The following is a 25,717-nucleotide window of genomic DNA, read 5'->3' as shown; positions in this document are numbered from 1 at the left end:
CCCTAACCCGATAATGCCGAAACACCTGCGGTCACCGCCAGTCGGCCGGCGTAGACTCTCGGACCCGTGAGGATCCTCGTCACCGGCGGAGCCGGATTCATCGGGTCGGAGTACGTTCGCCTGCTGCTGGGCAAGCCCCTCGGCAGTGCCGACGGCGTGCCACCACTCGAGCCGGCGGTCGTGACCGTGCTCGACAAACTGACCTACTCCGGCAACCTGGCCAACCTCGACCCGGTCCGCGACGACCCGCGACTGCGCTTCGTCCAGGGCGACATCTGCGACCCGACCATCGTCGACGAGGTCGTCGCCGACCACGACGTCATCGTGCACTTCGCCGCCGAATCACACGTCGACCGCTCCATCGCCGGCGCCGCCCCCTTCGTCACCACCAACGTCCTGGGCACCCAGACCCTGCTCGACGCCGCCCTGCGCCACCGCACCAGCCGCTTCGTGCACGTCTCCACCGACGAGGTCTACGGCTCCATCGACGAAGGCTCCTGGACCGAAACCTGGCCCCTCGCACCGAACTCCCCCTACTCGGCATCCAAGGCCGGCTCCGACCTGCTCGCCCTGTCCTACCACCGCACCCACGGCATGGACGTCGTCGTCACCCGCTGCTCCAACAACTACGGCCCCTACCAGTACCCCGAAAAAGTCATCCCCCTGTTCGTCACCAACCTCCTCGACGGCGCCACCGTCCCCCTCTACGGCGACGGCGGCAACATCCGCGACTGGCTACACGTGCACGACCACTGCCGCGGCATCGCCCTCGTCCAGCAGAAGGGCCGCGCCGGCGAGGTCTACAACATCGGCGGCGGCACCGAACTGACCAACAAGGAACTCACCGGCCGACTCCTCGACGCCTGCGACGCCGACTGGGACCGCGTCGTCCCGGTCACCGACCGCAAGGGCCACGACCGCCGCTACTCCCTCGACATCACCAAAATCCACCAGGAACTCGGCTACACCCCCAGCATCACCCTCGACCAGGGCCTCGCCGACACCGTCACCTGGTACCGGAACAACCGCACCTGGTGGGAACCCCTCAAGACCACACCCACCGCCTGAGCTGACAACCGCCTGAGCTGACAACGCCGCGGGTGGTGGTGCCGACGTGTCGAGATCGTCGGCGCCACCACCCGCGGCGATTGTGTCTTCGGTCCGATTGTGTCCTCGGTCAGCGGCCTCCGGCGCGGAAGACCTCCGAGACGGTGCGAAGCACCACCTTGACGTCCAGCCACAGCGACCAGTTCTCGATGTAGTAGTTGTCGAACCGGGCCCGGTCGGAGATCGGGGTGTCGCCGCGCAGGCCGCTGACCTGCGCGAGCCCGGTGAGCCCGACGGGAACCCGGTGGCGTGCCGCGTAGTCCGGGTATTCCGCCGAGAACTTCTCCACGAAGTACGGCCGTTCCGGTCGTGGCCCGACCACACTCATGTCGCCGCGCAGGATGTTCCACAACTGGGGTAGCTCGTCCAGCGACGTCCGGCGCATGAACCGGCCGATCGGGCCGACCCGGTTGTCGTGCGCGATGGACCAGTTGGTCTGGGACTCCTGCTCGTTCACCGGACGCATCGAGCGGAACTTGATGACGTTGAACGGCTTGCCGTACCGGCCGATCCGCTCCTGGTAGAAGAAGATTCCCTTGCCACCGTCGATGTACGTGGCGAGGGCGCAGAGCAGCAGCACCGGGCTCAACAGCAGGAGCGCGACCCCGGCGAACAGCATGTCCGACGCGCGCTTGATGGCCCACCGCGGGCCGGTCAGCGTGATGTCGCCGATCTTGACGATCGGGAACGCGCCGATGTGGTCGGGGTAACCGCTGTGGGAGCGTGAGCCCCACAGGCGCGGCACGGCCCAGAGGTCGCAGCGGGAGCTGCGCGGCTGCAACAGGGTCTCCATGAGCGTGGTCTCGTCGCAGTCCGGGTCGGCGATGATCAGGACCTCGCACTCCGTCAACCGGACGAGGTGTTCGAGGTCCGACATCGACCCGCTCAGCGGCAGCGCACCGTTACCCTGGCGCGACGCGACGTCGACACAGCCGGCGTACCGCAGGCCGTACTGCGGGTAGCGGCGCAGCAGCCTGGCGATTTCGAGGCCGATCGGGCCGCCGCCGACGACGAGCGCGTTGTGCTCCGCCCAACGACGCTTGCGGGACAGGACGGTGAACGACCTGCTGGCCGCGCGCCCGAGGATCACCAGCAACGCCGACAGTGCGACGCCGCGCATGAACCCGCCGACGTACGCCACCGAGGCGTGGCGTTCGGCCGCGATGATGGCCACCACCGAGGCGGCGGCCAGCAGGCGCCCGCAGAGGCTCGGCAGCTCGTCGAGGATGCTCACGTGCCGGCGCGGCCGGTAGAGGCCGCCGGCCGCGAAGAGGGCCACGGTCAGGGCCGCGTTGGCCATCGTCCCGCGCCAGTAGCTCTGGGTCAGCAGCAGCGGAGCGATGAGCGCGACGGCATCGACGGGCGCGATCATCATCCAGGCCCGCAGCCACCGGGTCCGTGACGAGGTGCGGGACCGCGCGTACGGGAGGACGGCCGTGGTGCCCAGGCCGGGCCTCTCGACCTTGGCCTGCGCCCGAACCCGCGGCTCCCTGGTCTGGGGCACGGGTGGGGCGCCGCCGTAGAGGCGAGCCCCGTCGCCCGGCATGTCAGTCTCCTCCCCGCCGACTGGCGGCGGCGTGGACGAATGGCTGGTCGCCGGCTGGCCTGGCACTAGTGGACCTCCCCGTGAATGCCCTCGGTCACGCGTCCCGACCGTGAGGGCGACCGAACTCTACGATCGACCGGGTCGAGTCACCATAGCCGGCAAGTCAGTTCCTCCTCCTACTTTGCGGCGGAGAGGATTCCCGGAACGTTGTCGTTGCGGACCGCGTCGAAGACCTTGGCTGCCTTCTCCTTGTCGGCGAGCACGACGCTCTCGGTGCCCATCGTGCCGGTGCCCTTCACCGGGCAGGTGAGGAACGTCAGGTTGCCGCTGCGCAGGTCACGCATCTCGGAGGCAAGATCGATCAGGTTCAACTTCTTGTCCACGGCGACCGCGTCCGCCGTCGCCTTGACGAAGGAGTTGAGCTTGGCCGGGTTGGCGAGCGTCCCGCCGGACGCCGCCTTGTCCAGGATCGCCTTGATCACCTGCTGCTGGTGCCTGATCCGGGCGAAGTCGCCGTCGGCGAAGGCGTGCCGTTCGCGTGCGTAGTCCAGCGCGGCGGCCCCGTCCATCTTCTGCCGCCCGGCCTTGAACGTCCGGCTGCCGTTGAGCGCGTACAGGGTGGTGAAGCCCTTCTCCACGTCCACGGTGATGCCGCCGAGCGCGTCCACGATCTCCTTGAAACCGCTGAAGTCGACGATCGTCACGTGGTCGATGCGCACGCCGGTGAACTTCTCCACCGTCTGCACCAGCAGCGGCACGCCACCCCACGCGAACGACGCGTTGATCTTCGCGTCCTTGCCACCCCGGCCGTTCGAGGACTTCGGCACGCTGACCCAGGTGTCCCGGGGGATCGAGATGAGCTGGGCGCTGGACCGGTCCTTGGGCAGGTGGGCCACGATGATGGTGTCGGTGCGGGAGCCGGACTCGTTGCCCGGATCGCGGGAGTCGCTGCCGAGGATCATGATGTTCATGGCGCCCTGGGCGTTCTCACCAACCTGCGGGCGGTCGGCCTCCGGCACACCGTCGAAGGCGTCGACGCGTTCGATGCCGGAGTTGATGGAGCGGAAGTACAAACCTCCGGCGATCATGCCACTACCGCCGAGCAACGCCAGGACCACGAAGGTGATCAAAGCGACCTTTTGCCACCGGGGACGCTTCCGCCGCACCTTCTTGGTCGGCTCCGATGGTTGCTGCGGCGCGATGAACTGGGTCTCGGGCTCCGCGTACTCTTGGCGATACTGCATGCCGCGATGCTACTGATTCCCGGTTACAGGGATGTACCCCCGTCCGGGTCATCGGCTCCGCGACGCGACCGAAACTTTTCCGACGATCGTTGGCACGAACCTGCTATGAAGCAGCGGTGGACGCCACGCAACTGCGCCGAGCCATCGCCCGCACGCCACTCGCCCCGGTCGCCGCCTTTCCGAAGCGGCTCGCCCGGGTGGTCCGCCACGACGCCAAGGTGCTGCGCATCTCGGCCCGGTGGTTGGTCACCTCCCGGGAACATCACAACTACACGTACGAGCTGACCACGCTCAGTCGTCACCACCTCGCCTGGTTCGTCAGCGTGGTCTGCGACAGGCCGGTCCGGCAGGTCCGTGGATGGCTCGACGAGATCGAGTCCGACCAGGCCCTGCGGCGACACATCGAGCAGGCCACCGCCGGAGCCGCCCGTCGTGGCCTCGCCGACCGGCAGGTCCGCTACGCCCGCCGGATCGGCTGGTACGCCATCGTCCGAGCCACCCGACCGGCACACGTCGTGGAAACCGGTGTGGACAAGGGGCTGGGCACCGTCGTCCTGGCCGCCGCCCTGCTACGCAACGCGCAGGAGGGGCATCCCGGGCGGGTCACCTCGCTGGACATCAACCCCGAGGCCGGCTACCTCGCCCGGGTCGCACCCTGGTCGGACGTCGTCGACCTGGTGATCGGCGACTCGATCGCCGCGATCGGCGCACTGGACCGCCCGGTCGACCTGTTCCTGCACGACAGCGACCACAGTCGTGCCCACGAGAAGCGCGAGTTCGACGCCGTCGAGTCGAAGCTCGCACCCGGCGCGATCCTGCTCACCGACAACGTCACAAGCACGAACGTGCTCGGCGAGCACGCCGAGCGCACCGGCCGGCGGTTCCTCGCCTACCGGGAGAGCCCCGCCAACCACTGGTACCCCGGCGACGGCATCGGCGTGGCATGGTAGCCAGGTGCGGCTGAGGTCGATCCACACGTACCCCGTCAAGGGTTGTCACCGGCTCGACCACGACGGCGCGTTCGTGCGGCCGTGGGGCCTGGCCGGCGACCGGCGCTGGATGGTCGTCGACGCCGACGGCGTCGGCGTCACCCAGCGGGACACCACCCGGCTGGTCGGCCTGCACGCCACCGTTCGCCCCGGGGGTCTGGTGTTGCGCGCCGCCGGGCGGCCCGACCTCGACGTGCCCGAGCCGACCGCTGGCGATCCGGTCGCGGTGCGCACCTTCCGCCACCGCACCATCCCGGTCCCGGCTCTGCCGGCCGGTCGAGCGGCCGACGAATGGCTCGGTGCGCTGCTCGGCCGACCGGTCCGGCTGGTCTGGCTGGCCCGACCGACCCGTCACCTGGCCGCCGAGGACCGCGACCACGACACCGGCGACGAGGTCAGCTTCGCCGACGCCTTCCCGCTGCTGCTGACGAACACCGCCTCCCTCGACGTCCTCAACGATTGGCTGGCCGAGGTGGGCGAGCCGCCGGTGCCGATGACCCGGTTCCGACCCAACCTGGTCGTCGACGGGGCACCGGCCTGGGCCGAGGACGACTGGGTGGGTCGATCGCTGCGCATCGGTGACCTGCGGTTTCGCGCCGCCAGGCCATGCGCCCGCTGCGTGGTGACCACGACCGACCAGGAAACCGGGGTACGCACGAAGGAACCGCTGCGCACCCTCGGCCGCCACCGCAACGTCCAGCAGAAGATCCTCTTCGGACTGAACCTGGTGCCGCTCGACAGTGGACCACTGGCCGTGGGGGCCGCACTCGTCCTCGCGCCCTGACCGGTCACCGCGACCCTCGATCGGGAACGCGCCGATCACCGTCCGTCGACGCTGTCTTAGCTTTGGCTTAGCCGGCTTGTCGCCCCGCGCCCGGTTCCGGCAGCATCGCCGTCGTGACGGACGCAAGCGTTGTCGACATCGACATCGACATCGACCTGGACCGGGCTCCCGAGGTCCGGCCCCGGTCGTCGTCGCGCTCGATGCCCTGGGTGGTCGCCACCGGCGTCACAGTTGTCGCGGCGGCACTGGGGCTCACCCTGACCCTGCGGTCAGGCTCCGCCCCGGCCTGCGCCGCCGGCCGGACGCTCGCCGCCGCGCCGCCCACCGGCACCGCCACCCACAGCGGCAAGGCCACCTTCTACGACTCGAACGGCGGCGGCGGCAACTGCTCGAACCCCGCTGCCCCGGCCAACCGCCTCTACGTCGCGCTCGGCCCGACCGAATACTCCGCCGGCGCCGCCTGCGGTGGCTTCCTCGACGTGACCGGCCCGAAGGGCACCGTCCGAGTGCTGATCATGGACCAGTGCCCGGAGTGTGCGCCCGGGCATCTCGATCTGTCCCGCGAGGCGTTCGCCCGGATCGCCGAGCCGGTCCAGGGTCTCGTCCCGGTCACCTACCGCGCGGTGGTCAATCCACCGCTGCCCGGTCCGCTCACCTTCCGGATCAAGGAGGGTGCGTCGCAGTTCTGGTTCGCCGTCCGGGTCGGCAACCACGGCAACCCGCTGCGGTCCGTCGAGGTCCGGCAGCGGGACAGCGATCCGTGGCGCCCGGCCGCCCGGCAGGACTACAACTACTGGCTGATCCCCTCCGGCGCCGGGGCCGGGCCGTTCACCATCCGCGTCAGCGACGTGTACGGAAACCGCGCCACCGTCGGCGGCATCCGGATGGCACCCGGCCAGGTGCAGAACAGCGCGGTCCGCATGTACGGGCCCGCCGGCGCGGCGACCACCCCGCGCCCGTCCGCGTCGGCCCGGCCGTCCGGCAACCGACCCGCCGGTACGCCGACGCCGGCCCGCCGCCCGGCCGAGGTGGCGAAGGCGAGCGCGTCGGCCACCGGCACGCCGAGCACCCAGCCGGTCGCGGCGAACGCCCGCTGGTGCGCGGGCTGACCGCTCAGTCTGGTGTGGGCTGACCGCTCAGTCTGGTGCGCGGGCGCTCAGGCGACAGGCGTCAGGTCGAGCCACATCAGGATCTCGTCCCGGTCGTCACCGGGTGCCACCCGCAACGCGCCCGGCAACCGGCCGATCTCGCGGTAGCCGAGGCGAGCGTAGAACGTGTCCAGCCCCAACCCGTCGCGCACCGTCACGTGCAGCGCCTCGTGGCCGAAACGCCTGCCCAGCCGGGCGGCCTCGGCCATCAGCGCCGAGCCGTACCCGCTGCCCTGGGCGTCCGGGCGGACCATCACCCGCTTCAACACACACCAGTGCGCCTTGAGCGGGAAACGGTTGTCGCTGAAGATCAGCAGAGCCACCAGTCGGTCGCCGGAGTATCCGACAAGCAGGCGGTCCGGTCCGTCGGTGATGCCGGCGAAGGTCGGGTCGGCGAGCACGTGGACGTCGGCGACGGTCACCGGCGGGACGAAGCCGACCGCGCCGCCGGCGTTGCTGGCGTCCGCCCAGAGCGCGACGATCTCGGCGCGCAGCTGCGGGGTCAGGTCGGGGTCGAGGACGAAGCGCAGACTCACGCTCGCCATCCTGACCCGCCGACCAGGCCCGCGACCCTCGACAGTGACGCGCCCGACAACCGCGGTCGGGGCGCGTGGTGCTCGTTGGTCTGTGGTGCTCGGTGACCCGTGGTGCTCGTTGACCTGTGCGGGAGAGGGGATTCGAACCCCTACGCCCTTTCGGACAATAGGACCTAAACCTATCGCGGCTGCCGTTACGCCACTCCCGCCAACCCGCTGAGTCTAGAACGTCCAGCTTCGGCGGTGTCGAGCCCGCCTCCCGGCGGCTGGTCCGAGGCCGTGCCCGGGGCTCTCCGCCTCAGTCCAGGCCGAGGTCGCGGCGGAGCTTCGCGACGTGCCCGGTGGCCTTGACGTTGTAGAGCGCTCGCTCCACCTTGCCGTCGGCGTCGATCACGAACGTCGAGCGGATCACGCCGGTGACCGTCTTGCCGTACAACTGCTTCTCGCCGTACGCGCCGTAGGCGGTCAGCACCGTCCGGTCCGGGTCCGACACCAGCGGGAAGGTGATCGCGTCGCGCTCGCGGAACTTCGCCAGCTTCTCCGGCTTGTCCGGGGAGATGCCGACGACCTCGTACCCGGCGGCCTGGAGTGAGGCGAGCGAGTCGCGGAAGTCGCAGGCCTGCTTGGTGCAGCCGGGGGTCATCGCCGCCGGGTAGGCGTACAGGACCACCCTGCGACCCCGCAGGTCGGCGAGGGAGAGCTGGTCACCGGTGTCGGTGGCGAGGGTGAACTCGGGCGCGGGGTCACCGGGGGAGAGGCGGTCGGGCGTGGTCATGGCCCGACGATACCGCCGCCCGGCCGAGCGCCCGCCCGCCCGGGCGCCTGCTGTCGTTGGCGGCGTGGGCGTGTCGGGCGGGCGCTGTCGCTGGTGGGCGGGCGCGGGTCGGGTGGTCGTTGGCGGCGTGGGCGTGTCGGGCGGGCGCTGTCGCATCCGGCGAGGGCCGGTCGGCGTCGCTGGCTGGTGATCGACTCGTCTTTCGGGAAACCGGGGCATCCGACGGCCTTGGACACGCCGGTTTTCAGGAAGGCGAGTCGATCACCAGGCGGACAGCCCGGATTTCAGGAAGGCGAGTCGATCACCTGGGCGGCGGATCGCCGCAGGAGTTCAGCCGGCCGGAAAGGTGATCAACACCTCGCGTTGTTGCCAGAGTCTGGCAACAACGAGTGTTGGGAAATAGGCTGACGCACGCTGGTCCGGTCGGGCCCGCTGACGTGTGGGAGGTCGCGTGGAAACACTGGCGATGCACATCTCGAACGGGATCATCGACGGTCCGGTGGCAGCGATCTTCGCTGCGCTCGCTCTTGCCGCGCTCACCTTCTGTGTCCTGCGCGGCCGGCGTGACCTGGACGACCGGCTGGCCCCGATGGCGGGCCTGGTGGCCGCGTTCATCTTCGCCGTCCAGATGCTCAACTTCCCGATCTTCACGGCCGGGGTGAGTGGCCACCTGCTCGGCGGCGCGCTCGCCGCCATGCTTGTCGGCCCGTGGGTCGGTGCGCTCTGCGTGTCAGTGGTGCTGGTCGTGCAGGCACTGATCTTCGGTGACGGCGGCGTGGCGATGCTCGGCCTCAACATCACGAACATGGCGCTGCTCGGCACTGCCGCGGCATACCTGCTGATCGCGCTGTTGCTGCGGGTGCTCCCCCGTACGCCGGCCGGTCTGGCCGTGACCGCGTTCGTCGCCGCGACGCTCAGCGTGGTGGTCGCGTCGCAGGGCTTCGTCCTGGAGTACTGGCTGGGTGGCACCACCGACCTGGGGAGCAACCTGACCGGCCTGGCCGGCACGATGGCCGGCGTCCACCTGCTGATCGGCATCGGTGAGGGCCTGATCACCGCGACCACCGTGCTCACCGTCGCGAAGGTGCGACCCGACCTGGTGTACGCGCTGCGCTCGCTGCGCGCACCCGCCACCCCCGCTGTCCCGGTCGCCGGAGGTGTCCGATGAAGAACCGCTCCTGGGCCTTCCTGGCCGGTGGCCTGCTGGTCGCCCTGCTGCTCGCCGGGGTGGTGAGCAACTACGCCTCGTCCCATCCGGACGGGCTGGACTCGTCCCTGCTCAAGGGCTGTACGGTCGACGCCGACGACAACATCGTCGGCGGCAGTTGCCCGGCCCAACAGGCCCGGGACCACGAGTTCGCCGACAGCCCGCTCGCCGACTACGGCGTGCGCGGCGTGCAGAACAGCTTCGTCTCCACCGGCCTCTCCGGGGTGCTCGGCGTGCTTGTCACCTTCGCGATCGGCGCCGGCGGTTTCTGGTTGCTGCGCCGCCGGGGCACCACGCCGACCGGCAGCGACGCCACGCCAGCCGACGCCAGGCCGACCGGCGGCGACGCCACGCCAACCGAGGACGACGCGGCGACGTCCCGCGTCAGCTGAGCAGGGAGTACGCGCAATGGGTGCCGGTCACGGGCACGTGCTGTACCGCGAGGCGGACTCGCCGGTGCACCGGCTCCCGCCCGAGGTCAAGATCGTGGCGATGGTGGTCTTCACCCTCGCCGTGGTGGCCACCCCGCGCGAGGCGTTCTGGGCCTTCGGCGCGTACGCCGTGCTGGTGGCGGCGGTGGCGGCGCTGGCCCGGGTGGGGCCGCGGTGGCTGCTCAGCCGGGCGCTGATCGAGCTGCCGTTCGTGCTGTTCGCCGTGGCGCTGCCGTTCCTCGTCACCGGCGACCGGGTCGAGGTGCTGGGCCTGCGCCTGTCCGAGGACGGGCTGCACGGCGCGTGGAACATCCTGGCCAAGGGCACCCTGGGGGTGCTCGCCTCGCTGCTGCTCGCCGCGACGACCACCACCCGGGACCTGATCGTGGGGTTGGACCGGCTGCACTGCCCGCAGGTGCTGACCCAGATCGCCACGTTCATGCTGCGCTACCTCGACGTGCTGGTGGGTGAGGCGCGGCGGATGCGGGTGGCCCGGATCTCCCGGGGTGACGATCCGCGTTTCCTGTGGCAGCTACGCGGCTTCGCCGCCGGGATCGGGGCGTTGTTCCTGCGTGCCTTCGAGCGCGGCGAGCGGGTCTACCTGGCGATGCTGTCGCGGGGCTACACCGGGCGGATGCCCGCCGTGTGGCAGGGCGACGGTGCCGCGAGCGCCGGTCAGTGGCTGGTCGCGGCGACTGTGCCGGTGTTGGCGGCCTCCATCGCCGCCACCGCCGTCGTGCTGTCATGATCGGTGTCGTGCAGACCGCTCTCTCGCTGGACGTTCGGGGCGTTCGCTACGCGTACCCGGACGGGCACGTCGCCCTGCACGGGGTGGACCTGACCGTGCCGCGCGGCGACCGGGTGGCGTTGCTCGGGCCCAACGGCGCCGGCAAGACCACTCTGGTGCTGCACCTCAACGGCATCCTCACCCCGACCGAGGGCACCGTGAGCGTCGGTGGGCTGACCGTGACGCCGGATCGGGCCACCCTGGCCGAGGTGCGCCGCCGGGTGGGCATCGTCTTTCAGGACCCGGACGACCAGTTGTTCCTGCCCACGGTGGCGGAGGACGTGGCGTTCGGGCCGGCGAACCTGGGTCTGCGCGGTGCCGAGTTGGCCGCCCGGGTGGACGAGGCGCTCGACGCGGTGGGGATGGGTGCGCACCGCGACCGGGCCCCGCAGCACCTCTCCTTCGGGCAGCGCCGCCGGGTGGCGGTGGCCACCGTGCTGGCCATGCACCCGGAGATCCTGGTGCTCGACGAGCCGTCCTCGAACCTGGACCCGGCCGCCCGTCGGGAGCTGGCCGAGATCCTGCGCGGCCTGCCGGTGACGTTGCTGATGGTCACGCACGACCTGCCGTACGCGGCGGAGCTGTGCGAACGATCGGTGATCCTCGACGGCGGCCGGATCGCAGCCGACGCCCCCACCAAAACCCTGCTGAACGACGCGCCCCTGCTGGCCCAACACCGCCTAGAACTCCCCCAAGGCTTCACCCCAAACCCCTAACCCACCCCACCCCACCCCGCCTCGTCGATCAAGGAGTTGTGGTGGGTGACGAAGGCCCCGCGAAAGAATCAAACGGGCACCACAATTCCATGATCGACGAGGCGAGGCGAGGCGAGGCGAGGCGGGGCGGGGCGGGGCGAGGACGGGCGGGGCCGGGCGGGACGGCGGCGGCCCGCCCCTCAGCGAGCGGGGATGGGGTTTGTGGCGCGGCGGGACGTTGCGTGGAGGCGGAGGACGCCGGCCAGCGTCGCTCCGGTGCCGGTGATCAGGACTACCGCGACCATCAGGCGGGCTACCGCCGGTGACCAGGGCACCGGGGCGATGGAGCGGGCGAACACGGCCGCGTTGGCCACACCGGCGAACAGCGCCACGCAGGCACCGGCCAGCGTCACCACGAAGTCGGCGGCCGGGCGGCGGCTCAGCGCGTGCCAGCCGGCGGCGATCGCACCCAGGCCGGTGAGCAGCGACCAGATCTGCCCGGACAGCAGCCCGACCAGCACCCCGCCCACTCCCTGGGCACCCGCGTCCAGCTCCCGTCCCACCGGGTATCCGACGGCCAGCGCGCCGCCGACGACCAGCAGGGCACCCAGCGCGGACAACGCGCGACCGCCGGCGGGGGCGGCTGCGGCGACCAGGCCGAGCGCGCCCACCGCGAGCAGCCCCACGATGGTCACCGCCCACCAGGTGTACGCGTCCGGCGGCGGCACCCAGTCCAGTGTCCCGCCGATCGTCACCGGGTCGGCGCCGTCCCGCAGGGGGATCGCCCAGTCCCGGACCCGGTGCTCCCGGTCCGGTGCGGCGCGTACCTGCGCGGGTGGTGTCGACTCCTGCCACAGCGCGCGCTGGTCGTGCCAGCGCACCGTGCTCCCGTCGGCGATCCGCCGCCAGGCCGGCGGGGCGGCCGGGTCGGCCTCGGCCGGGAGTGCGGTGTCCCCGGCGATGGTGCGGTTCAGGTACGTGGCCGGGGAGCGGCTGTTCTCGAAGACCCCGTCCGGGCCGACCCGCAGGTACGGCTCGCCGGAGTAGCCGATGACCTCGATGGCGCGGCCGGTGTCGTTGGTCAGCTCCAGTCGGGCGCCGGCCTCGACGACGCGTACCTCCAGCCCTGGCCGCTGTGGCGTGACCCCGGTGGCCCGGGTGCGGTAGTCGGTGCCGTCCGGTGCGTCCGCGCCGTGGGCGGCGGCGGGGGCCGCGGTGAGCAGGGTCGCCGCGAAGGCCGCGGCGGCGACCAGGCCGGCCCGAGCCAGCAGGGTACGGATCACTTGCCGGCCGCCGCCACCGCCGCGTTGAGGGCGTCCGGGGTGGGGTTCTCCAGGGGCTGGCCGTTGACCATGATGGTCGGCGTGCCGGTGACCTTGCTCCGGCTGGCCTCGTCGGTGACGTGGTCGGTCCACGTCCGGTACGTGCCGTCCTTGACGCAGCCGCCGAACGAACCCCGGTCGAGCCCCACGCCGGCGCCGATGTCGATCAGCTCGTCGTTGCTGAGCCCGGCGCTGCCCTCCGGTGGCTGCTTCGCGAACAGCGCCTTGGCGTACTCCCGGAACTTGCCGCCCGCCGCGGCGCAGCCGGAGGCGGCCGACGAGCGGGTGGAGTAGTCGGTGGTGGAGAAGCGGTTGAGGTACGCGACCGGGTGGTAGACCACCTTCGCCTTGTTGTCGGCCACCAACTGGTCCAGGGTCGCCCCGCTGGTCTGCTCGAACTGGTGGCAGGCCGGGCAGATGAAGTCCTCGTAGACGTCGACGGTGACGGGCCCGCCGCCGGTGACGATGCCGGTGCCGGCCGCGTTGGCGCCGGGCGGGGTGGTGAACGTGTCGGAGCGCTGGTTGGACCAGACGACCCAGCCGACGACACCGGCGACGACCAGGACGACGACCGCGGCGGCGGAGACCCAGATCGTGCGGCGACGCCGCCGCTCGCGGGCGAGCTGCTCGCGGACCACCCGGGCGGCGTCCCGCTGCCCCTTACGACTACTCATCCTCGTCCTCCACAGCGGGTTCGCCGGACAGCCACCCGTCCACCGATGCCGGCGTACGTGGCCAGACCAGCAGAAATCCGGCCAGTACCAAGAATCCCAGGTCCCGGAGGATCTCCGGGAGGTAACTGGGTGCCTGCCCCTCGGCCAGCTGCCCGCCGCTGCCGAAGCAGCCGCAGTCGATGGCCAGCCCGCGTGCCCAGGCCGAGGCGATCCCGGCGACGAAGACCACCAGCAGCGCGGCCGACACCCCGGCGACGAGCCGGGTGGCCAGCCCGAGCAGCAGCAGCACGCCCAGCGCCAACTCGACGAAGGGCAGGGCCGCGCCGAGCACCGTCGCCACGTCGTACGGCAGCACCTGGTACGCGTTGACGGCTCGCCCGGAGGCGGCGAGATCGCCGACCTTCGACGCGCCGGCGACGAGCCAGACGGCGGCGAGGCCGAGCCGTGCCGCCGTGCCGAGCCAGGGCCGGACGACGGGCCAACGGCCGACCCCGTTGGGAGGTGCTGTCACGCTCATTTGTCGTCCCGTCTCCGCCGGAAGTTCCCCGCTCAGCCGGTCAGGGCGTCGCCGACCGCCTCGACCAGCTCGTTGCGGGCCCGAGCCACCCGGGAACGGATGGTGCCCACCGGCACCCCAACGACTTCGGCCGCCTCGGCGTACGACAGGCCGAGCAGTTGGGTGAGCACGAACGCGGCGCGCCGCTCGGCGCTGAGCCGGCGGACCAGGTCCGCGGCGCCGAACTGGCCGGCCGGGTCCGGGTGCGGGTGGTCGGTGTACGCGTTCGCGGCCAGCCGCTCGTCGAGCCGGCGGCGGCGGATCACCGTGCGCAGGTGGTCGGCGCAGGCCCGCCGGGCGATACCGAGCAGCCAGGTGCGGGCGCTGGAGCGACCCTCGAACGCGGGCAGGGCCCGAAACGCCCGCAGGTACGTCTCCTGGGTCAGGTCGTCGGCGCTGTCCGGGTCGACCAGGGCGGCGGCGAACCGCCAGACCTCGATCTGGGTCAGCCGGACGAACGCCGCCTGGGCCCGCGGATCACCGTCGCGCGCGCTCAGCGCCCACTCGGTCGCCGGGTCCCGGACAGCCGCACCGACCGGCTCTGCCGGGCCGGCGTTACCGGTGTCACGCGGGACGGGGATCACGACAGACCACGTTACGCGGCACCCGACGGAGCGCCAGGGTCCTTCGGCCCTTGGATGGTCTGCACCACGTCGGGAACTTTTTCCCCACGCGAGCCGACTACCTTCGCATGACACGCGATCCCTCCCGCGCGGCACGGGCGGCTGAGCAGAGTTGAGCCCTTTGCCCGACTCGGGTCGCCGATCTCCACACCGGTCGGCGACCATGGCTGGCATGATTGTCGCCCCCCGCCGCCGAATTGCCCGGCTGGCTGCCGCCGCCGGCCTTCTGGTCACCGTCGTCGCCCTGTTGATCGCGCCAGCCACCCCGGCCAGTGCTCATGCGGTGCTGGAGAGCAGCAGTCCAGCAGCCGCCGCGGTGGTGTCGAGCGCGCCGTCCGAGGTGACCCTCCGGTTCAGTGAGTCGGTCCGCAAGGTTCCCGGCAAGATCAGGGTCATCGCGCCGGACGGCTCCCGCGCCGACCGGGGCGAGTCGTCCTTCGACGGCGGGACCGTGTCCATCCCGGTGGACCCGGCCGGTGGGCGCGGCACCTACCTGGTCAGCTTCCGGGTGATCTCCGCCGACAGTCACCCGGTGTCCGGGGCGTTCACCTACTCGGTCGGTGCGCCCTCCACGCCACCCGTCGACTCCGGCACGGACAGCCGCGCCAACCCGGTGGTGGGCACGGCGGTGAAGGTGGCCCGCTTCCTCGGTTACACCGGCCTGGTGCTGCTGGTCGGGCCCGCGCTGGTGCTCGCCGCGCTGTGGCCGCGACGGCTCCCGCGCCGGGGCCCGGCCCGGCTGGCCTGGATCGGCCTCGGCCTGGTGGCCGTCGCCACCCTCGCCGACCTGTGGTTGCAGGTGCCCTACACGGCCGGCGGCGGCCTCTTCGAGGTGACCGGCGAGGGGTTCGGCAGCGTTTTCGGCAGCGCCTTCGGTGCCGCCCACCTGGTCCGACTCGGCCTGTTGGCGGCCTCCGTCTTCCTGCTCCGGCCGCTGCTGGCCCGGCCGGCCGGCCGGGCCGACGCGATCATCCTGGCGGTGCTCGGTGGCGTTGCCCTGCTGACCTGGCCGCTGGCCGGGCACCCGGCGGCCTCGCCGGCGCCGGCGGTCTCCGTGGTGGTCGACGCGGTCCACCTGGGCAGCATGGCGGTCTGGCTGGGTGGTCTGCTGATGCTCGCGGGGTTCCTGCTGCGCCAGGCCGACGAACGGGAGTTGGGCGCGATCCTGCCCATCTGGTCGCGCTGGGCGGCGCTCGCCGTCTCGGCGCTGCTGCTGGCCGGCACCGTCCAGGCGCTGATCGAGGTGGCCACCCCGCGGGCGCTGTTCGACACCACGTACGGGCGGCTGCTGCTGGCCAAGATCGCGCTGTTCGCGCTGGTGATCGCCGTGGCCGCGTACTCCCGGCAGTTGGTGCGTCGGCGCATCGCCGCGCAGCGCCCGGCACCGGTACGCCGGGCGGTCTGGGTGGAGTTGGCCGTCACCGTGGTGGTGCTGGGCCTGTCCGCCACGCTCGTGCAGACCACGCCCGCCCGCACCGCGGTGGCCGGGCCGTCCAGCACCGAGGCCGGCCTCTTCAGCACCAGGCTGTCCAGCCCGCTCTACGACATGCAGGTCGAGGTGAGCCCGGCCGAGCGGGGCAACAACTCGGTGCACCTGTACGCGTACGACAAGAACAGCCTGCCGCTGCCGGTGGTGGAGTGGAAGGCGACCGCCGCGCTGCCCTCGGCCGGGATCGAACCGATCGATGTCCCGTTGCTGCCGTTGACGGACAGCCACGCCTACGGCGACATCAGCCTGCCCGCCGCCGGCGACTGGCAAATCAAGATCACCGCTCGAACGACAGACATCGACCAGGACACGGTGACCGCCACCGTGCCCATCCGTTAGAGAGGTTCGCAAAACCCATGATCCGATTCCGGCGTACCGCAGGCGCCGCTGCCGCCCTGGCGTTCACCGCCGCCGCCACCGCTGTGCTCGGCTTCGCCGGGCCCGCGTCCGCGCACGTCACGGTCAACCCGAAGGAAGCAGCCCAGGGCGGGTACGCCCGGGTGGCGTTCCGGGTGCCCAACGAGAGCGACAGCGCCTCGACCACCAAGCTGGAGGTGACGCTTCCGGACAACGCCCCGGTCGGCTCGGTGTCGACCATGCCGGTGCCCGGTTGGACGGTGGCGACCGAGAAGCGCAAGGTGGACCCGCCGATCGAGGTGCACGGCAGCCAGCTCACCGAGGCCATTTCCAAGATCACTTGGACGGCCACCGGCGACGCCGCCGTGAAGCCCGGCCAGTTCCAGGAGTTCCCCGTCTCGATGGGGCCGCTGCCGAAGGTCGACTCGATGGTCTTCAAGGTCCTGCAGACGTACTCGGACGGCGAGATCTCACGCTGGATCGACCCGCCGGCGACCGGCGGCGAGGAGCCGGAGCACCCGGCGCCGGTGCTCGCCCTGACCGCCGCCGGCGCTCCGGGGAGTGCGGCCACGCCGAGCGCCGCAGTCGTGGCGTCGCCCGACGACGACGATGACGACGACGGCAACGGGCTCGCGGTCGGCCTCGGTGTGGCCGGTCTCGTCGCCGGTCTGGCCGGTCTGGCGCTGGGCGGTCTGGCGTTCTCCCGGACCCGTCGGGAGCCGGTTGTCAAGTCCTGACCCGTCCCGCCCGCTGGCCCGCCGGAGATCATCCGGCGGGCCGGTGCGCTTTCCGCAGTCGGACCTGACCGTGCCGTGGATATGCCCTGATCACGGCGCCTGCGTCGGTAAGGTCGGCCGAGTATCTGGCTACGGAGGGAGGCGGTGCGAATGCGTGTCGTGCGGGCGATCGTCGGTGTGCTGCTGTTGGTCGTGGGGATTCCGGCGCTGATCGCCGGTGGCGCGTTGTGGTTGGTGACCCGACACGCCGACCCCGGTGGGGCCTTCGCCGCCCGCTTCGAGACGGTCCGCACGCCCGGTCACGCGGTGGTGGTCACCGACCTCGACCAGTTGCTGCGCCAGGAGGTGCCGTTCGCGCGTACCGGGCAGACGCGGCTGCGTCTGGACGCCCGCACCTCGGATGGCCCGGCCTTCGTGGGGCTCGCGCCCACCGCCGAGGTGCGGACCTGGCTGGAGTCGGTGCCGCACGACGTGGTCCGCCGGGTGGCGCTGGCCCAGGGCCCGCTGCCGGTTCGGCTGGACCCGGCCGGTGCCGTTGCCGGCAGCCCGCTCGATCCGGCCGCCGTGGTGCGGGTCGACTCGCCGGGTCGGCCGTCCTGGGTGCGCCAGGGCATCGGTTCGCTCCAGTGGAGTGCGCACGATCTCGCTGGTGAGCCCATGAGCCTGGTGCTGATGCGCCCCGACGGCCGCGCCGACCTGTCCCTGGACCTGCGGGCCGAGTTTCGGGCGGGGTGGACCGGCCCGGCCACCGGGGGCCTGCTGGCCGCCGGCGTCCTGCTGGTGGTGTGCGCTCTGCTGCTCCTGCTGCGACCGCTACGGCCGCGCGAGGTGATCTTCGTGGTCGATCCGGATCAGGTGCCGATGCTCGCCGGTCGGCTCGGGGTCACCTCGCTGAGTGGCCTGGGGGCCGAGGACGCCCGGGCGACCTCGCCGTTTCCCGCCGTACGGCAGCTCACCATGGTCGGCTCGGGTGCGGGGGAGCGGCGTCGGTCGCCGATCGGCGCGGCCCGGTCGGCCACCCTCGACGACCTGGAGGAGCCGGTCCGAGCACCTCGACCAGCGACGGCGACGCTGAGTCTCGCCTGGCCGCCGGCCGGTGGGGCGGCCCGGCCGGTGGCAGTCGACGAAACGGCGGGTGGCCCTCCGCGCTGCCGACGCGGAGGGCCACCCTCACCGGGGGATCGGTGCTACCCGAGCGACGCTTGAGGTATGAGACCAGATTAGCGCTACTGGCCGCTATTGGGGAGATCCGTCCATTTGGCGCGATTTTTCCGGCTGCGGATGCTCGACGGGCCGGCGACGGCTCGAACGCACCGGCAGCGTCGCCAGCAGTAGCAGACTGATCAGCACGTACGCGTTCTGCACCACGAAGTCCACCGGGTCTCTGGTGCGAACCGCTGCGGAGCCCCAGTCCTGGAACGTCACCACGCCGTAGACGATCACGGGAGTGATGCCCAGCGCGAGCCCGGCCAACCACCGACGCCGGCGTACCTCGTCCGGGCGGTCGGCGCTCAACGCCGCGTCGGCGAGCAGCACCACCGCCGGCACGAACCAGTAGATGTGGTGGGTCCAGGTGATCGGGCTCGCCAGGGAACCGACCAACCCGGTCAACGTCAGGCCCGTCAACAGGTCACCGGCCCGCGCCGCGCGGGCGGCCCGCCACAGCCCGTAGCCGGCCACCGCGGCGACCACCAGCAGCCAGAGCAGCCGGTCCGGCTTCTCCGGTGCGGTGAACCGGCTGAGCAGGCCGAACAGCGACTGGTTGCCGACGATGTCGGTGCGCCCGACCCGGTCGGTGGTCCACAACTCGTGCGTCCAGAACCGCCACGAGTCACTCGGGGCGATCGCCGCCGCGAGCAGGGTCGCCGCCGCCGCGGTCGCGCTCGCCACCGCGGCGGCCCGCCACCGCCTGGTGGCCAGCAGGTACACGATGAAGATGCCGGGGAAGAGCTTGAGCGCCGTCGCCAGCCCCACGCCGACCCCGGCCCAGCGCCGCGCCTGCGGTACGGCGAACAGGAGGTCGGCCAGGATCAGCACCACCAGCAGCATGTTGATCTGCCCGAAGGTGATCGTCTCGCGGGTGCTCTCCACGGCCAGCACCAGCAGGACGGCGAGGATCAGGGTGAACGTCCGCGGCAGGCCGTGGCGGGCGATGACCGGCAGCACCAGCCAGCGGGTGGTCAGCGCCACGGCCAGCACGGTGAGCACCGTGAAGATCGTCACGGTGGCACCGAGCCGCAACAGGCCGAACGGCCACAGCAGCAGCGCGCTGAACGGCGGGTAGGTGAAGTACAACTCGCCCTGCACCCGGTCGGGCTGGACGTAGTCGTAGAGCGGGTGGCCCGCGCGCCACCAGTCCACCGCCGACATGTAGATCTTGAGATCGAGGAACTTGTGGTTCAGACCCCGCAGGTAGAGCGCCGGCAGCACGGCGATGACGGCCACCACCGCGACCAAACGACGGACCGTACGGCCGCCGGGATCGTCGTCGGTGACGGCGGGCGGTGCGACGGGTTCTGCTGGCACCCCGAAACCCTAGCGGGCTGGCCCGCCGAGAGCGCGCAGCCACGTCCCATGGGCTGCGCGTAGGCTGTCCCGGTGGCTGATCTCCTCGTCTGGATCGACTGTGAGATGACCGGGTTGGACCTCGGCAGGGACAAACTGATCGAGGTTGCGGCACTGGTCACCGATCCCGACCTCAACGTGCTGGGTGACGGCGTCGACGTGGTGATCCACGCCGACGAGACGGCGCTGGAGGGGATGCCGGAGGTCGTGCGGACGATGCACGCCAAATCCGGCCTCACCGACGAGGTCCGCCGTTCGCCGGTCACCCTCGCCGAGGCCGAGGACCTGGTCCTGGAGTACGTCCGCACCTTCGTCAAGGACCCGCGGACGGCGCCGCTGTGCGGCAACTCGATCGCCACCGACCGGGGCTTCATCGCCCGGGACATGCCGCGTCTCGACGCGCACCTGCACTACCGCATGATCGACGTCTCGTCGATCAAGGAGCTCTGCCGTCGCTGGTACCCCCGCGTGTACTTCGGCCAGCCGCAGAAGGGCCTCGCGCACCGGGCGCTCGCCGACATCCGGGAGAGCATCCGGGAGTTGGAGTACTACCGGCGCACCGTCTTCGTCCCGCTGCCCGGGCCGGACGTGGAGACCGCCAAGGCGATCGCCGCCGAGCTCTGAGGGTGGGCGGCCGTCCTCGCGGCGCGCAGGGAACCCGCTAGACGTGGTGCGCGGCGGTGTGGCTATTATTGGTCCGCACCCCGCCCGGGGCGATCGACCGGGCGACGGAGGCATGGTGGCTGTAGCTCAGTTGGCAGAGCACCGGGTTGTGGTCCCGGTTGTCGTGGGTTCAATTCCCATCAGTCACCCAGTTGGTTGTGCTGCTCAGGCCCCCTCTCCGGAGGGGGCCTGAGTCGTCTTGGGGGCCAGATAGGGGCCGCAACGAGGAAGCCCCCTCCAGCGCGGAGAGGGCTTCCTCGTGGGGCTCAGGCGGTCGGCGTGGGGGACGGGGTACCGGCGCCGTCCGGGGTCGGGGCGGTGTCCGGAGCGGCGGGCGGCTCGTACGGGAGGGCGCTGCCCTTGACGTACTCGTCCCAGCTCATGTTCCAGTCGGTCCAGCCGTTGCCGTTCTGCAGCTTGGTTTCGGTGCCCTTGACCGTGATCGGGTCGCCGACCTGCGTGTTGTTGAACAGCCAGTTGCCGTTGGCCATCGACACGTTCACACAACCGTGCGAGACGTTCACGCTGCCCTGCTGGCCCTCCGACCAGGGTGCCGCGTGGATGAACTCGCCGCCCCAGGTGAGACGCTGCGCGAAGTCAATCTTGGTGCGGTAGCCCTCCTCCGGGCCCAGCTCCGCGAACGTGTCGAAGACCGTCTTGCGCAGCTTCTCGATCACGACCATGGTGCCGCTGGACGACGGGGTGCTCTTCTTGCCCAGGCTGACCGGGATGGTCTTGATCACCGCGCCGTTGCGGGTCACCGTCATCCGCTTGGTCTTGTTGTCCACCGTCATGATCACCGAAGGGCCGATCTTGATGTCCACGGCGAGGTCGGCGCGGCCGTACCAGCCCGCACCCATCGGCAGGCCGCCGGCCCGCACCCGGTAGGAGACCTTGCTGCCGGTCTTCCAGAACACCTTCGGCCGGTAGCGGATCTCGGTGGGGCTGACCCAGTGCCAGATGCCCTCCTGGGCCGGCGTCGAGGTCACAGTCATCCGGCGCTGCACGTCATCGCGGTAGTCCTCCGGGATGTCCCGGCTGAACTTCACGATCAGCGGCATGCCGACCCCGACCACCTGGTTGTCGCCGAGGAAGCTGCTCACCCGGACCTGGTTGTCCGGCTTGGCCATGGTGGTGAAGGTGCTGGTCGTGGTGGCTGGACGATCATCGTCGCCGGTGGCGGTCACGGTCGCCGTGTAGCTCGTGCCGTACTCCAACGTGCCGGTCGGCAGCCACGTCTTGCCATCCGCGGCGAGCGCGCCCTCGACCGGCTTGCCGGCCGCGTCCTTGAGCTCGACGGCGGTCTTCACGGCGTCCTTCGTGGTGAAGGTGATGCCGGTCGAGGCCGGCACGTCCTTGGCGTCGGCCGCCGGCTCGCTGATCGTCGCCGCGGCCTTCGGTGCCGGGCTCTCGCTGCCGCCGTGCCACGAGGACGGCTTGCCGCCGTCGCCGTCGGTGCAGGCGGCGGTGAAGGCCAGCGCCACGGCGAGGAAACCCGCCGCGAACACCCGACGTCGCCCACGGCGCCTGATCAGCTGATCCTGGCTAGCTCGCATGATTCCCTCACAGTCGTGGTCGCTGCCCCATCGTCTCCTACTGACGCGCCAGAGCCGGCCCCGGTTGCCGAGGGTGAACCGAAACACGCCGATTTTCCTGCCGGATTTTTGCTACTATCCGGCGTTTCGTGAGCATGGCTCGTCTCCGTGCGGGGGCGCTGGGGTCGCCGCGGCATCGTCGCCTCGCCGGAGTGCAAGGGTACGCGCCGGCCCGGCCATCGGCAGGGCCGGCGCGAGAAGGCCGACAGGGCTCAGAGCGTCGGGCCGGCACCACCACTGGGCACCGGCAGTGCGCTGCCCTTGATGAACGCCGACCAGCTCAGGCTCCACGCCGTCCAGCCGTTACCGGCGCTGATCTTGCGCTCGGTGCCCTGCACCGTGATCGGGTCACCGATCCGCGTCTTCTCGAACAGCCACCGGGCGTTGGCCGTCGACACGTTCACGCAGCCGTGCGAGACGTTCTGGCGCCCCTGCACGTGCTCCGACCAGGGTGCGGCGTGGATGTACTCGCCACCCCAGGTGATCCGCTGGGCGTACTGGATGTCGGTGACGTAGCGGTTGGCCGGGTCCGGGTCGTCGCGGGTGTCGAAGACCGTGGCCTCCTTCTTCTCCATCACGACCATCGTGCCGCTGGACGACGGCGTGCTCTTCTTGCCCAGGCTCACCGGAATGGTGCGCACCAGCGCCCCGTCCTCGTACACAGTCATCTTCTTGTTGGCGTTGTCGACCTTCATCACCAGCGACCGGCCGATCTTGGCGGTGGCCTTACGGTCCATGTCGCCGTACTTGCCGTTGCTCAGCGGCACCCCGGCCAGCGCGATCCGCACCGAGATGGTCGTGCCGGGCTTCCAGTACTCGGGTGCCCGGTAGTACGCCTGCGTACCGTTGTCGACCCAGTGCCAGGCCCCCGGCTGCGGCGGATCGGTGCGGACGAACATCCGCTTCTGCACCGCCGCCCGGTCCTTCTTCGGGATGCCCGGGTGGAACTCGGTGACCACCGGCATGGCGACGCCGTAGCTCTTGTCGTCGAAGAGGTACAGGCCGGACCCGATCGTCGACTTCGGCTTGGCCATCGTGGTGAAGTTGCTGGTGCCCTGGCTGCTCGTGCCGTCGGCCGCGCTCGCCGTCACCGTGGCGGTGTAGCGGGTGCCGAACTTCAGCGGGGCGGACGGCACCCAGGCGGAACCGTCGGTGCGCAACTTGCCCTCCACCGCGCCCCCGCCGGCCGCGGTCAGGGTGACCGCGGAAACCTTGCCGCCGTCCGGGAGCTTCGCGCTGATCTCCGTGCTCACCGGCCGGTTGTTCGCACCGTCGGCCGGGCTCAGCGCGAGCGTCGGCCCGCTCGGCGTGGCCGCCGTCGAGGGCGCGGACGAGCCCGATGCGGCGCCCGCGTCTGCCGTCGGCGTCCCGCCGACGAATGTCGGCTCCTTCTGCTTGTCGCCGCACCCGGTCAGTGCCAGCGACGCCGCCAGGGTCAGAGCGCCCACCACCGCCCCGGCTCGCGTGAACCGTGTCATCCCCACCTCTGTTCTCGCGTACCTGGCGGACATCGTGCCGCATCACCGCCGCAACCCACGCCCCCGAGTTGAGCGAGCTGGCCGGTTTGAGGTTTTTTGCCCGCAAAGCTCGACCGAAGGGGGGAGCCCGGTAACCGGATTGGAGCCCGACTTCCGGGGGTGCTAATGTTTTCTCCGTTGCCGAACGAGCGCCGCTAGCTCAACTGGCAGAGCAGCGGACTCTTAATCCGCGGGTTCGGGGTTCGAGTCCCTGGCGGCGCACCAACGATCAAGGCTCTGACCTGGTGGTTCACACTGGGTCAGGGCCTTTTTCGTGTACGCGGGTGGTGGGTGGTCGCTCGGTGGTGCTCGGGAGCCGGTGGACCCGGCCGTCGTCAGCCCCCATGGACCTGACGGGGCCAGCGGCGTGGGGCTGGAGTCAGCGGCATCATGTTGCCCTGCTAGTCCTACGCTGGCGGCATGAGGGAACCCAGCGCGGGCCGGACTGGTAGGTGCTGATGAACCGACGTGTGGCGGCGCCTACCGACGCGATTCCCGACGCGATCCGGGCGGACGTGGAGACGCTGTGGAGCTACCACGACATGGGCCACGCGTTGCGCCCGTGCGACGTGGGGATCGGGTTGGGCAGTCACGATCTCGGCGTGGCCGTCATCGCGACGCGCTTGTTTCACGAGGGCCTGTTCCCAAGGATCGTGTTCAGTGGCGCGAACGCCCCGACGACCGTCGAGCGGTTCCCGCGTGGAGAAGCGGTGCACTACCGGGAGTACGCCGTCGAGCAGGGCGTACCTGTGGAATCGATTCTCGTGGAGCCGCGTGCCACGAACACCGCCCAGAACCTGGAGTTTTCGCGTCAGCTCCTGACCGAACACCGGATCCCGGTGACGTCGGTGCTGATCATGTCGCGGCCCTACCAGCAGCGGCGGGCCTACGCCACCTGCAGGTTGAGGTGGCCGGAGGTCGGTGTGGTGTGCGCGTCGAACCCACTCGAACTGGACGACTACGTGAGCAGCATCGGCGATCCGCGGCGGGTGGTGGACATGCTGGTAGGCGACACGCAGCGGATTGAGGTGTACGCGGAGCGCGGGTTCGCGATCCCGCAGGAGATGCCGGACGAGGTGCGGGCGGCCTTCGAGCGCCTGGTCGCGGCTGGCTACACGAGCCGGCTAATTTGAGCCCGGCTACCAGCGCGGTCCTCCCGACCGGACGCCCATCCGGTCGCTGAGTTCGACGGCCAGTCGGGGTGGCCGGGGGCGGGTGAGGATGTCGCGGACGAGGTCGCGGGAGAGCTGGTGGTAGCGCACCTGGTCGGGGCCGATGACCTCGGCCTCCAGGAGCGCCGTGAGAGCGTCGTCGATGCGGTTCCACCGGGCAAGGGCCCGGGCGGTTTCGATGGCGTGCCGAACCTGCCGCTCGACGGGCACGGTGCTGGTGTCGAGTGTGGCGCCGATGGCGATGGCGCGCTGCACGTCGCCGAGTTCCATCGCCACGGTCGTCTTGTGGATCGACACGTTGGTCGGCCCGAAGGCGGTCCAGATGTGGTTGCCATCGGCGCCGAGCCGCCGTGCGGCGGCATCGGCCTCGGCGATGTGGGTGTCGGCGGAGGCGCGGTCGTCGTCTCGGGCGGCGGCCAGCGCGCAGACGAGGTGCAGGCTGCCGTAGACCGACAGCAGCTGCGGAGTGGGTTTGGCGAGCCGTGGTTCCAGGAACTGCGCCGCCGTGGCTGCGAGGCCACGAGCCTGCGCATATTCGCCGATGGACGCCAGCGAGTGCGCGGCGGAGCGGCTGAGCGAGCCGATGACGACGTGGTCGTGGCTGGCGTTGGCGGCGGCCAGCCCTCGGCTGGCGGCGGTCCACGCGAGATCACCTTCGCCGAGCTTGGTGAGGAACAACGCGGCGAGCTGGTGGGCGTAGGCGGTCATCGCGTGCGCTCGCTGGCCATCGTCTCCGTCGTACGCCTCGCTGGCAGTGAGGCAGTCGTGGATGAGGCAGGGCAGCCGGCGGGCGAGGCTGCCGTATCGCGAATGCTGGTAGGCGGTCCAGATCTCAGCGACGTCGTTCTCGATCTCGCGCAGGGCGGGCGCTTCCACGTCCCCCGTGCTGGCCAGCGTCGGCGCGAGGTGACGATAGTCGTGAAGCGCGGCCCGCAAGGCCGGGATGGTCTCGCGCCCTGAGTCGTCCGACCACTCGAACAGGCTCGGTGCACCGATCAGGTCGCCGAGGGACACGTCGAGGGCTTTGGCGATCGCGCGTATGACTGACAGCGCGCCTTCTACGACATCTGCCGCGGCGCCCAGGCCGGCAACCGCTACTTCGAGCACGCGACGTTCACCGCCCGAGAAACGACCTACTGCCGGACCACTCGACAGGCCCTCGTTCGCGCCGCCGCCCACTACCTCACCCCTCAAGGAG

At 71.0% G+C, this 25,717-nt stretch carries 25 protein-coding genes and 3 tRNA genes; 15 read left to right on the top strand and 13 right to left on the bottom strand.

Translation table 11 applies throughout. The features are described from left to right. Positions 1 to 66 precede the first annotated feature (66 nt). Positions 67 to 1,068: a dTDP-glucose 4,6-dehydratase gene (gene rfbB / locus ACGFIQ_RS03450; protein WP_393238511.1), complete on the top strand. Its 1,002-nt coding sequence runs from the start codon at positions 67 to 69 to the stop codon at positions 1,066 to 1,068. 109 nt (positions 1,069 to 1,177) lie between these two features. On the opposite strand, the gene ACGFIQ_RS03445 is transcribed toward rfbB, so the two are convergent. Both ACGFIQ_RS03445 and ACGFIQ_RS03440 read right to left on the bottom strand, forming a co-directional pair. Next, positions 1,178 to 2,653, bottom strand: coding sequence for a sugar transferase (locus ACGFIQ_RS03445; RefSeq protein WP_393238508.1), 1,476 nt, complete (start codon positions 2,651 to 2,653; stop codon positions 1,178 to 1,180). Between the two features lie 176 nt (positions 2,654 to 2,829). Next, complete coding sequence (locus ACGFIQ_RS03440) at positions 2,830 to 3,897, bottom strand: LCP family protein (RefSeq protein WP_393238505.1); 1,068 nt, start codon at positions 3,895 to 3,897, stop codon at positions 2,830 to 2,832. Between the two features lie 116 nt (positions 3,898 to 4,013). Between ACGFIQ_RS03440 and ACGFIQ_RS03435 the strand changes: the two genes are divergently transcribed. From ACGFIQ_RS03435 to ACGFIQ_RS03425, 3 genes are all read left to right on the top strand, one after another. Further along, a complete protein-coding gene (locus ACGFIQ_RS03435) occupies positions 4,014 to 4,847 on the top strand; it encodes an O-methyltransferase (protein WP_393238502.1) in 834 nt (277 codons plus the stop codon). 4 nt (positions 4,848 to 4,851) lie between these two features. Then, entirely contained in the window at positions 4,852 to 5,670 is an 819-nt protein-coding gene (locus tag ACGFIQ_RS03430) for an MOSC domain-containing protein (protein ID WP_393238499.1), read from the top strand. A gap of 113 nt (positions 5,671 to 5,783) precedes the next feature. After that, positions 5,784 to 6,779 (top strand): expansin EXLX1 family cellulose-binding protein, encoded by a 996-nt coding sequence (locus ACGFIQ_RS03425; RefSeq protein ID WP_393238496.1) that lies wholly within the window; start codon positions 5,784 to 5,786, stop codon positions 6,777 to 6,779. Between the two features lie 47 nt (positions 6,780 to 6,826). Here the strand turns inward: ACGFIQ_RS03425 and ACGFIQ_RS03420 are convergent, their stop codons facing one another. The 3 genes from ACGFIQ_RS03420 to bcp all read right to left on the bottom strand — a co-directional run bounded on the left by ACGFIQ_RS03420 (position 6,827) and on the right by bcp (position 8,129). Further along, positions 6,827 to 7,354 carry a GNAT family N-acetyltransferase gene (locus tag ACGFIQ_RS03420; RefSeq protein WP_393238493.1) on the bottom strand — a complete coding sequence of 176 codons (528 nt, stop codon included), beginning with the start codon at positions 7,352 to 7,354 and terminating at the stop codon, positions 6,827 to 6,829. 126 nt (positions 7,355 to 7,480) lie between these two features. Next, positions 7,481 to 7,563 (bottom strand) — tRNA-Leu (locus ACGFIQ_RS03415). An 89-nt stretch (positions 7,564 to 7,652) separates the two neighbouring features. Then, a complete protein-coding gene (bcp, locus tag ACGFIQ_RS03410; protein WP_393238490.1) occupies positions 7,653 to 8,129 on the bottom strand; it encodes a thioredoxin-dependent thiol peroxidase in 477 nt (158 codons plus the stop codon). A 451-nt stretch (positions 8,130 to 8,580) separates the two neighbouring features. Between bcp and ACGFIQ_RS03405 the strand changes: the two genes are divergently transcribed. From ACGFIQ_RS03405 to ACGFIQ_RS03390, 4 genes are read left to right on the top strand one after another with little or no spacing between them, the layout of a single operon-like run. Then, positions 8,581 to 9,297: an energy-coupling factor ABC transporter permease gene (locus ACGFIQ_RS03405; protein WP_393238487.1), complete on the top strand. Its 717-nt coding sequence runs from the start codon at positions 8,581 to 8,583 to the stop codon at positions 9,295 to 9,297. After that, positions 9,294 to 9,728: a PDGLE domain-containing protein gene (locus ACGFIQ_RS03400; protein WP_393238484.1), complete on the top strand. Its 435-nt coding sequence runs from the start codon at positions 9,294 to 9,296 to the stop codon at positions 9,726 to 9,728. Before ACGFIQ_RS03405 ends, ACGFIQ_RS03400 begins: the two co-directional genes overlap by 4 nt. 16 nt (positions 9,729 to 9,744) lie before the next feature. Continuing rightward, complete coding sequence (cbiQ, locus tag ACGFIQ_RS03395) at positions 9,745 to 10,515, top strand: cobalt ECF transporter T component CbiQ (protein WP_393238481.1); 771 nt, start codon at positions 9,745 to 9,747, stop codon at positions 10,513 to 10,515. Next, positions 10,512 to 11,270 (top strand): energy-coupling factor ABC transporter ATP-binding protein, encoded by a 759-nt coding sequence (locus tag ACGFIQ_RS03390; protein ID WP_393238478.1) that lies wholly within the window; start codon positions 10,512 to 10,514, stop codon positions 11,268 to 11,270. The genes cbiQ and ACGFIQ_RS03390 overlap by 4 nt, the downstream gene beginning before the upstream one ends. 179 nt (positions 11,271 to 11,449) lie before the next feature. Here ACGFIQ_RS03390 and ACGFIQ_RS03385 read toward each other — a convergent pair whose 3' ends face one another. Genes ACGFIQ_RS03385 through ACGFIQ_RS03370 form a run of 4 tightly spaced genes read right to left on the bottom strand, consistent with a single transcriptional unit; the run spans position 11,450 to position 14,385 of the window. Then, a complete protein-coding gene (locus ACGFIQ_RS03385) occupies positions 11,450 to 12,532 on the bottom strand; it encodes a hypothetical protein (RefSeq protein WP_393238475.1) in 1,083 nt (360 codons plus the stop codon). Continuing rightward, positions 12,529 to 13,245, bottom strand: coding sequence for a DsbA family protein (locus ACGFIQ_RS03380; protein WP_393238472.1), 717 nt, complete (start codon positions 13,243 to 13,245; stop codon positions 12,529 to 12,531). The genes ACGFIQ_RS03385 and ACGFIQ_RS03380 overlap by 4 nt, the downstream gene beginning before the upstream one ends. Then, a complete protein-coding gene (locus ACGFIQ_RS03375) occupies positions 13,238 to 13,762 on the bottom strand; it encodes a MauE/DoxX family redox-associated membrane protein (protein ID WP_393238469.1) in 525 nt (174 codons plus the stop codon). The genes ACGFIQ_RS03380 and ACGFIQ_RS03375 overlap by 8 nt, the downstream gene beginning before the upstream one ends. Before the next feature lie 32 nt (positions 13,763 to 13,794). After that, positions 13,795 to 14,385, bottom strand: a complete 591-nt coding sequence (locus ACGFIQ_RS03370) for a sigma-70 family RNA polymerase sigma factor (RefSeq protein ID WP_393238466.1) — start codon at positions 14,383 to 14,385, stop codon at positions 13,795 to 13,797. A gap of 202 nt (positions 14,386 to 14,587) precedes the next feature. Here ACGFIQ_RS03370 and ACGFIQ_RS03365 point away from each other — a divergent pair, with 202 nt between their 5' ends. The 3 genes from ACGFIQ_RS03365 to ACGFIQ_RS03355 all read left to right on the top strand — a co-directional run bounded on the left by ACGFIQ_RS03365 (position 14,588) and on the right by ACGFIQ_RS03355 (position 18,213). Continuing rightward, positions 14,588 to 16,252 carry a copper resistance CopC/CopD family protein gene (locus ACGFIQ_RS03365; protein ID WP_393238463.1) on the top strand — a complete coding sequence of 555 codons (1,665 nt, stop codon included), beginning with the start codon at positions 14,588 to 14,590 and terminating at the stop codon, positions 16,250 to 16,252. A gap of 17 nt (positions 16,253 to 16,269) precedes the next feature. Continuing rightward, positions 16,270 to 17,007 carry a YcnI family protein gene (locus ACGFIQ_RS03360; RefSeq protein ID WP_393238461.1) on the top strand — a complete coding sequence of 246 codons (738 nt, stop codon included), beginning with the start codon at positions 16,270 to 16,272 and terminating at the stop codon, positions 17,005 to 17,007. Positions 17,008 to 17,157: 150 nt separating this feature from the next. Further along, a complete protein-coding gene (locus ACGFIQ_RS03355) occupies positions 17,158 to 18,213 on the top strand; it encodes a hypothetical protein (protein ID WP_393240331.1) in 1,056 nt (351 codons plus the stop codon). Positions 18,214 to 18,243: 30 nt separating this feature from the next. Here ACGFIQ_RS03355 and ACGFIQ_RS03350 read toward each other — a convergent pair whose 3' ends face one another. After that, complete coding sequence (locus ACGFIQ_RS03350; protein ID WP_393238458.1) at positions 18,244 to 19,533, bottom strand: glycosyltransferase family 87 protein; 1,290 nt, start codon at positions 19,531 to 19,533, stop codon at positions 18,244 to 18,246. Between the two features lie 72 nt (positions 19,534 to 19,605). On the opposite strand from ACGFIQ_RS03350, the gene orn reads away from it, so the two are divergent. Further along, entirely contained in the window at positions 19,606 to 20,196 is a 591-nt protein-coding gene (gene orn, locus ACGFIQ_RS03345; protein WP_393238455.1) for an oligoribonuclease, read from the top strand. Between the two features lie 115 nt (positions 20,197 to 20,311). Continuing rightward, a tRNA-His gene (locus ACGFIQ_RS03340) sits at positions 20,312 to 20,384 on the top strand. Positions 20,385 to 20,501: 117 nt separating this feature from the next. Here the strand turns inward: ACGFIQ_RS03340 and ACGFIQ_RS03335 are convergent. Further along, positions 20,502 to 21,791, bottom strand: a complete 1,290-nt coding sequence (locus ACGFIQ_RS03335; RefSeq protein WP_393238452.1) for an Ig-like domain-containing protein — start codon at positions 21,789 to 21,791, stop codon at positions 20,502 to 20,504. A 251-nt stretch (positions 21,792 to 22,042) separates the two neighbouring features. Beyond that, on the bottom strand, positions 22,043 to 23,308 hold the full coding sequence (locus ACGFIQ_RS03330) for an Ig-like domain-containing protein (protein WP_393238449.1): 1,266 nt from the start codon (positions 23,306 to 23,308) through the stop codon (positions 22,043 to 22,045). 188 nt (positions 23,309 to 23,496) lie between these two features. On the opposite strand from ACGFIQ_RS03330, the gene ACGFIQ_RS03325 reads away from it, so the two are divergent. Next, a tRNA-Lys gene (locus tag ACGFIQ_RS03325) sits at positions 23,497 to 23,572 on the top strand. Between the two features lie 227 nt (positions 23,573 to 23,799). Then, entirely contained in the window at positions 23,800 to 24,480 is a 681-nt protein-coding gene (locus tag ACGFIQ_RS03320; RefSeq protein WP_393238447.1) for a YdcF family protein, read from the top strand. Between the two features lie 6 nt (positions 24,481 to 24,486). Here the strand turns inward: ACGFIQ_RS03320 and ACGFIQ_RS03315 are convergent, their stop codons facing one another. Then, on the bottom strand, positions 24,487 to 25,698 hold the full coding sequence (locus tag ACGFIQ_RS03315; RefSeq protein WP_393238444.1) for an XRE family transcriptional regulator: 1,212 nt from the start codon (positions 25,696 to 25,698) through the stop codon (positions 24,487 to 24,489). Between the last annotated feature and the right edge of the window lie 19 nt (positions 25,699 to 25,717).

Origin of the sequence: Micromonospora sp. NPDC048898 (assembly GCF_043198035.1) — a bacterium.
In the GTDB taxonomy this organism is placed as follows: Bacteria; Actinomycetota; Actinomycetes; order Mycobacteriales; family Micromonosporaceae; genus Micromonospora.
This window is presented reverse-complemented; position numbering and strand designations above follow the sequence as displayed.

Excerpts from the sequence above, each read along its gene's own strand:
- ACGFIQ_RS03445 (WP_393238508.1), bottom strand. The coding sequence starts at position 2,653 with ATGCCGGGCGACGGGGCTCGCCTCTACGGCGGCGCCCCACCCGTGCCC.
- ACGFIQ_RS03380 (WP_393238472.1), bottom strand. The coding sequence starts at position 13,245 with ATGAGTAGTCGTAAGGGGCAGCGGGACGCCGCCCGGGTGGTCCGCGAG.
- ACGFIQ_RS03365 (WP_393238463.1), top strand. The coding sequence starts at position 14,588 with ATGGCTGGCATGATTGTCGCCCCCCGCCGCCGAATTGCCCGGCTGGCT.
- ACGFIQ_RS03400 (WP_393238484.1), top strand. The coding sequence starts at position 9,294 with ATGAAGAACCGCTCCTGGGCCTTCCTGGCCGGTGGCCTGCTGGTCGCC.
- ACGFIQ_RS03390 (WP_393238478.1), top strand. The coding sequence starts at position 10,512 with ATGATCGGTGTCGTGCAGACCGCTCTCTCGCTGGACGTTCGGGGCGTT.
- ACGFIQ_RS03360 (WP_393238461.1), top strand. The coding sequence starts at position 16,270 with ATGATCCGATTCCGGCGTACCGCAGGCGCCGCTGCCGCCCTGGCGTTC.
- ACGFIQ_RS03375 (WP_393238469.1), bottom strand. The coding sequence starts at position 13,762 with ATGAGCGTGACAGCACCTCCCAACGGGGTCGGCCGTTGGCCCGTCGTC.
- ACGFIQ_RS03355 (WP_393240331.1), top strand. The coding sequence starts at position 17,158 with ATGCGTGTCGTGCGGGCGATCGTCGGTGTGCTGCTGTTGGTCGTGGGG.
- bcp (WP_393238490.1), bottom strand. The coding sequence starts at position 8,129 with ATGACCACGCCCGACCGCCTCTCCCCCGGTGACCCCGCGCCCGAGTTC.
- ACGFIQ_RS03440 (WP_393238505.1), bottom strand. The coding sequence starts at position 3,897 with ATGCAGTATCGCCAAGAGTACGCGGAGCCCGAGACCCAGTTCATCGCG.
- cbiQ (WP_393238481.1), top strand. The coding sequence starts at position 9,745 with ATGGGTGCCGGTCACGGGCACGTGCTGTACCGCGAGGCGGACTCGCCG.
- ACGFIQ_RS03335 (WP_393238452.1), bottom strand. The coding sequence starts at position 21,791 with ATGCGAGCTAGCCAGGATCAGCTGATCAGGCGCCGTGGGCGACGTCGG.
- ACGFIQ_RS03330 (WP_393238449.1), bottom strand. The coding sequence starts at position 23,308 with ATGACACGGTTCACGCGAGCCGGGGCGGTGGTGGGCGCTCTGACCCTG.